This is a genomic window from Streptomyces sp. UH6 (assembly GCF_013421635.1).
In the GTDB taxonomy this organism is placed as follows: Bacteria; Actinomycetota; Actinomycetes; order Streptomycetales; family Streptomycetaceae; genus Streptomyces; species Streptomyces abyssomicinicus.
In genome coordinates, this window is the sequence record NZ_JACADT010000424.1 from 1 (window position 1) to 4,718 (window position 4,718).

At 72.6% G+C, this 4,718-nt stretch carries 3 protein-coding genes and 2 pseudogenes; 2 read left to right on the plus strand and 3 right to left on the minus strand.

The window, feature by feature from the left end; translation table 11 throughout:
• A pseudogene (locus HW445_RS19015) lies at positions 1 to 255 on the minus strand (A/G-specific adenine glycosylase); the annotation flags it as partial.
• A gap of 247 nt (positions 256 to 502) precedes the next feature.
• On the opposite strand from HW445_RS19015, the gene HW445_RS19020 reads away from it, so the two are divergent.
• On the plus strand, positions 503 to 1,294 hold the full coding sequence (locus HW445_RS19020) for a hypothetical protein (RefSeq protein ID WP_308799474.1): 792 nt from the start codon (positions 503 to 505) through the stop codon (positions 1,292 to 1,294).
• A gap of 236 nt (positions 1,295 to 1,530) precedes the next feature.
• Here HW445_RS19020 and disA read toward each other — a convergent pair whose 3' ends face one another.
• Both disA and radA read right to left on the minus strand, forming a co-directional pair.
• Entirely contained in the window at positions 1,531 to 2,655 is a 1,125-nt protein-coding gene (gene disA, locus HW445_RS19025) for a DNA integrity scanning diadenylate cyclase DisA (RefSeq protein ID WP_180222202.1), read from the minus strand.
• Positions 2,656 to 2,736: 81 nt separating this feature from the next.
• The gene (radA, locus tag HW445_RS19030) at positions 2,737 to 4,149 is read right to left on the minus strand and encodes a DNA repair protein RadA (RefSeq protein ID WP_180222203.1); all 1,413 of its coding nucleotides are present in this window, start codon (positions 4,147 to 4,149) and stop codon (positions 2,737 to 2,739) included.
• A gap of 208 nt (positions 4,150 to 4,357) precedes the next feature.
• Here radA and HW445_RS19035 point away from each other — a divergent pair.
• A pseudogene (locus HW445_RS19035) lies at positions 4,358 to 4,718 on the plus strand (hypothetical protein); the annotation flags it as partial.

The window sequence follows — 4,718 nt, forward strand, 5'->3', positions numbered from 1 at the left end:
GGCGGGGCGCGGCCAGCGGGCCAGCCACTGCTCGTACACCGGCAGGACCCGGTTGACCGGCGTCTGCTGGAGCATGAATTCGCTGACCATCACTCCCCAGGCGCCCGCTTCGGGGCGCCGCCAGGGCAGGTCGCGGGCGTTCGCCTCGAACCAGGCGATCACGGGGGTGTGCAGGGGGACGGCGTCGGCGCTGGGGGCGGCCTGTTCCGCGGTGCTCCGCGGGGTGGGCGGCCCGTTCTTCGTGGGTGCGGTCATGGCGTCATCGATCCTGCCACGACCGCGGGGTCACCCGATGTGCCCAATCGGTCACCCGTTGGCAGTGCTTCAGGGTGCCGGAACGGCCTACCAGGATGATGATCCGGAAAAGTTGTGGTGGGCACGGCGGGTGCCGCCTGCGATGAGTCCGATCTCTCGTACAGTTTGCGCCGTGGGATCTTTGCGCAATCCGGTCGGGCCGCTTCCCTCCTCCATCTATTGGCGACGGAGGGCTGTCTTCTTTGTCGTGCTGCTCGCGTTGGCGGGGCTGGCCGCATGGCTGGTGACCGGCGGCCGCGGTGGTTCCGGCGACGACGCGGGCGGTCCGGACGGCAAGAATCCCGCGCCGTCGATCACCCCCGGCCCCTCGGGCTCGGGTCCCGCGATCGACGACACCCCCGGCGGGCGTGACGAGTCCGGCTCGGGCGGCTCGGGTGACTCCTCCGCCGGCACGTCGTCCGGCGGGTCGTCGGGCGGTACGGCGGAAGGCGCCGGGTCGGGCGAGGGCGACGGCGGCTCCGGTTCCGGCGGTGGCTCGGGCGGGGCGGGGAGTTCCTCCGGGGCCTCCGGCGGCTCCGGGGACGGCTGGACCAGCTCGGTGAGCAGGCTGCCGAGCGGCACGGACCTCGCCACCTGCTCCAAGACCGACGTGCGGCTGAGCCTGCGCAGTGTCCGCAACACCTACGAGGACGACGAGAAGCCGGTGCTGCGGCTGACGGTGAGCAACACGTCGGGCGGCGACTGCAAGATCGACCTCGGGCCGCGGGCGGCCGTCCTGAAGATCACCAAGGCCAACGCGGAGGACGACGAGACGTACTGGTCCTCGGCGGACTGCCCGGAGGACGGCGCGCTGCTGTTCCGGGTGCCGAAGGGCGGGTCCATCACCTACGAGGTGGAGTGGGACCGCAAGCCGAGCGACTCGGACAAGTGCGCGGCCGCCCCGAAGGGGAGTGCGGGGGCGGGAACGTATCTGGTGGTGGCCAAGAGCGGGGCGGCATCCAGCCCGCTGCAGGCGACGTTCACCCTCAAGTCCGACTGAGCCCCTGGGCCCGGCGCCCACCTGCTCCCGCAGGGTGAGGTGCCGGGCTTCCGGCGGGTGAGGCGGGAACCGGGCACGCCCCGCCTCCTCGGACGCGGGCGCCCCGCACATGGACGCCCCGCACATGGACGCGGGCGCCCCGCCCACGGGCGCCCGGGACGCGGGCGCCCCGGCCACGGGCGCCCGGGACGCGGACGCCCGGGACGCGCGGCCAGGACCCGCGTTCGAGCCGAGAGCTAGACGTAGCGCTCCAGGATGGAGGACTCCGCGAGGCGGGAGAGGCCCTCGCGGACGCTCCGCGCACGGGCCTCGCCGACCCCGTCGACGGTCTGCAGATCGTCGACGCTGGCGGCCAGCAGCTTCTGCAGCCCCCCGAAGTGCTCCACCAGCCGGTCGATGATCGCCCCCGGCAGCCGCGGCACCTTGGCCAGCAACCGGAAACCGCGCGGCGAGACCGCCGAGTCCAGCGCCTCCGGAGACCCGGTGTACCCCAGCGCCCGCGCCACCGTGGCGATGTCCAGCAGCTCCGTGTGCCCGAGCGCGTCCAGCTCGGACAGCGCCTCGTCCACCGAGCGGGACCGCTTCGGCGTCGGCTCCGGCACGTAGTCCCGGACGATCAGCTCACGCTCCGGCTCGACGCCGGCGATCAGCTCGTCCAGCTGGAGCGCCAGCAGACGCCCGTCGGTGCCCAGCTCCACCACGTACTCGGCGATCTCGGTGGCGATCCGGCGCACCATCTCCAGCCGCTGCGCGACCGCCGAGACGTCCCGCACCGTGACCAGGTCCTCGATCTCCAGCGCGGAGAGCGTGCCGGCGACCTCGTCCAGGCGGAGCTTGTACCGCTCCAGCGTGGCGAGGGCCTGGTTGGCCCGGGACAGGATGGCCGCCGAGTCCTCCAGGACCCGCCGCTGCCCGTCCACGTAGAGCGCGATCAGCCGCATCGACTGGGAGACGGAGACCACGGGGAAGCCGACCTGCTTGCTGACCCGGTCCGCGGTGCGGTGCCGGGTGCCGGTCTCCTCGGTGGGGATGGTCGGGTCGGGCACCAGCTGCACGCCCGCCCGCAGGATCTTCGAGAGGTCGGTCGAGAGCACGATGCCGCCGTCGAGCTTGCACAGCTCGCGCAGCCGGGTCGCGCTGAACTCGACGTCCAGCACGAAACCGCCGGTGGCCATCGTCTCGACGGTCTTGTCGGAGCCGAGCACGATCAGACCGCCGGTGTTGCCGCGCAGCACCCGCTCCAGGCCGTCGCGCAGGGCGGTACCGGGCGCCACGGCGCTCAGCGAGGCGCGCATCAGCCCGTCGGCACCGGAGCTCCCGCCGGACTTTCCGGGAGCTGAGGCCCGGTCGTTGGCTGCCACTGCTCTCCTCCGGTCGCAGATTCATCAGGCGCTTCCCGCGACGCGCACACTTCGCACGGACGGGCGAGACCGGGGCAAAGTCTACCGGCGGTCCCCGCTCTCCTGCCGGGCCTCTCGCGGACGGGAGCGCGGCAGGACCCTCAGCGCGTCCGAGATGTCGGCCACCTCGAGCACCTTCATCCCGGAAGGAATCTTCCCCGGATCGGCCGGGACCAGCGCATGTGTGAATCCGAGGCGATGGGCTTCGGCCAACCGCCGCTGCACGCCGGTGACCCTCCTCACCTCTCCGGCGAGCCCCACTTCGCCGATCGCCACCAGGTTCTTCGGCAGCGGGGTGTCGCTGGCCGCGGACGCCAGGGCCAGCGCGACGGCCAGGTCCGCGGCGGGCTCGGAGAGCCGCACCCCGCCCACCGTGGCCGAATAGATGTCCTGCTTGCCCAGCGCCTTGATCCGGCCGCGCTGCTCCAGCACGGCCAGCATCATCGAGACGCGGGAGGTCTCCAGGCCCGAGGTGGTGCGCCGGGGCGTGGGGATCTGGGTGTCGACGGTGAGCGCCTGGACCTCGGCGACCAGGGGGCGGCGGCCCTCCAGAGTGACCGTGAGGCAGGTGCCGGGTACGGGCTCGGCCCGCCGGGTGAGGAAGAGGCCGGAGGGGTCCGCGAGGCCGGTGATGCCCTCGTCGTGCAGTTCGAAACAGCCGACCTCGTCGGTGGTGCCGTACCGGTTCTTCACGCCGCGCACCAGGCGCAGCCTGGCGTGCCGGTCGCCCTCGAAGTTGAGGACCACGTCCACCAGGTGCTCCAGCAGGCGCGGACCGGCGATGTTGCCGTCCTTGGTGACGTGACCGACCAGCAGCGTGGACATGCCGCGCTCCTTGGAGGCGCGGATCAGCGCGCCCGCCACCTCGCGGACCTGCGCCATGCCGCCGGGGGCGCCGTCGATCTCCGGCGAGGCGACCGTCTGCACCGAGTCGAGGATCAGCAGGGACGGCTGGACGGCCTCGATGTGACCGAGCACCGTGGACAGGTCCGTCTCGGCGGCGAGGTAGAGGTGGTCGTGGATGGCGTGGATGCGGTCGGCGCGCAGCCGGACCTGGCTCGCGGACTCCTCGCCCGTCACGTAGAGCGTGCGGTGCTCGGAACTCGCCGACTTGGCGGCGACGTCCAGCAGCAGCGTCGACTTGCCGACACCGGGTTCGCCCGCCAGCAGGACCACGGCGCCGGGAACCAGGCCGCCGCCGAGCACCCGGTCCAGCTCGGGAACGCCGGTCGTGCGGGCGGTGGCCTGCTTGCCGTCGACCTGGCCGATGGGGACGGCCGAGGTGGTGACCCGGCCGGGCGCGGTGGTGCGGACCGCGGGGGCGCTGCCGTACTCCTCCACGGTGCCCCAGGCGTGGCATTCGGGGCAGCGGCCCAGCCATTTGGCCGTCTGCCAGCCGCATTCGGTGCAGCGGTAGGACGGACGGTCCTTGGTCGACTTGGTGCGGGCAGCCATAGCGCACACCGTAACCGGCAGCACCGACAGTCCCTCCCGCCACCGTGCACGAACAGGCGTCAACGGCCAGGAAGCGTCCAGGAACGGTCAGCCACTCGGCGGGGAAACGTAAAGTCGCGTCCCCTTTCGAGGGAAGGTTTCACCCGAATGGATTAAATGTGCTCAAGGTGGCGGGAACGGTCGTCCATGGACCCCTACGGTCGCACGGGTGACGAGCAGCAGGCCGGAGACCCCCACCCGCATCACCGGCGCACACCGGGCGCATGGCGAGGAGCGCGCACGGCCCAACTCCGCCGAGGCACCCGAGGCACTCGAGGCACCCGGGACGGCCGAGGCACCCGAGCTACCCGGGTCGCAGGAGGTGCACGAGGTGCACGAGGTGCACGAGGTGTGCGGGCCGTACCTCGACGGGCTGTACACCTACAGCCTGTCGGTGCTCTGCGACCGGGACGCGGCGACGTCCGCGGTCGGTGCCGTCCTCGCCGTCGTCGACCGGCGCGGCAGCCGTCTGCCCGGGGAGGGCGAGCGCCGGGCCTGGCTCTACGCGCTGGCCCGCTGGGCCTGTCTGC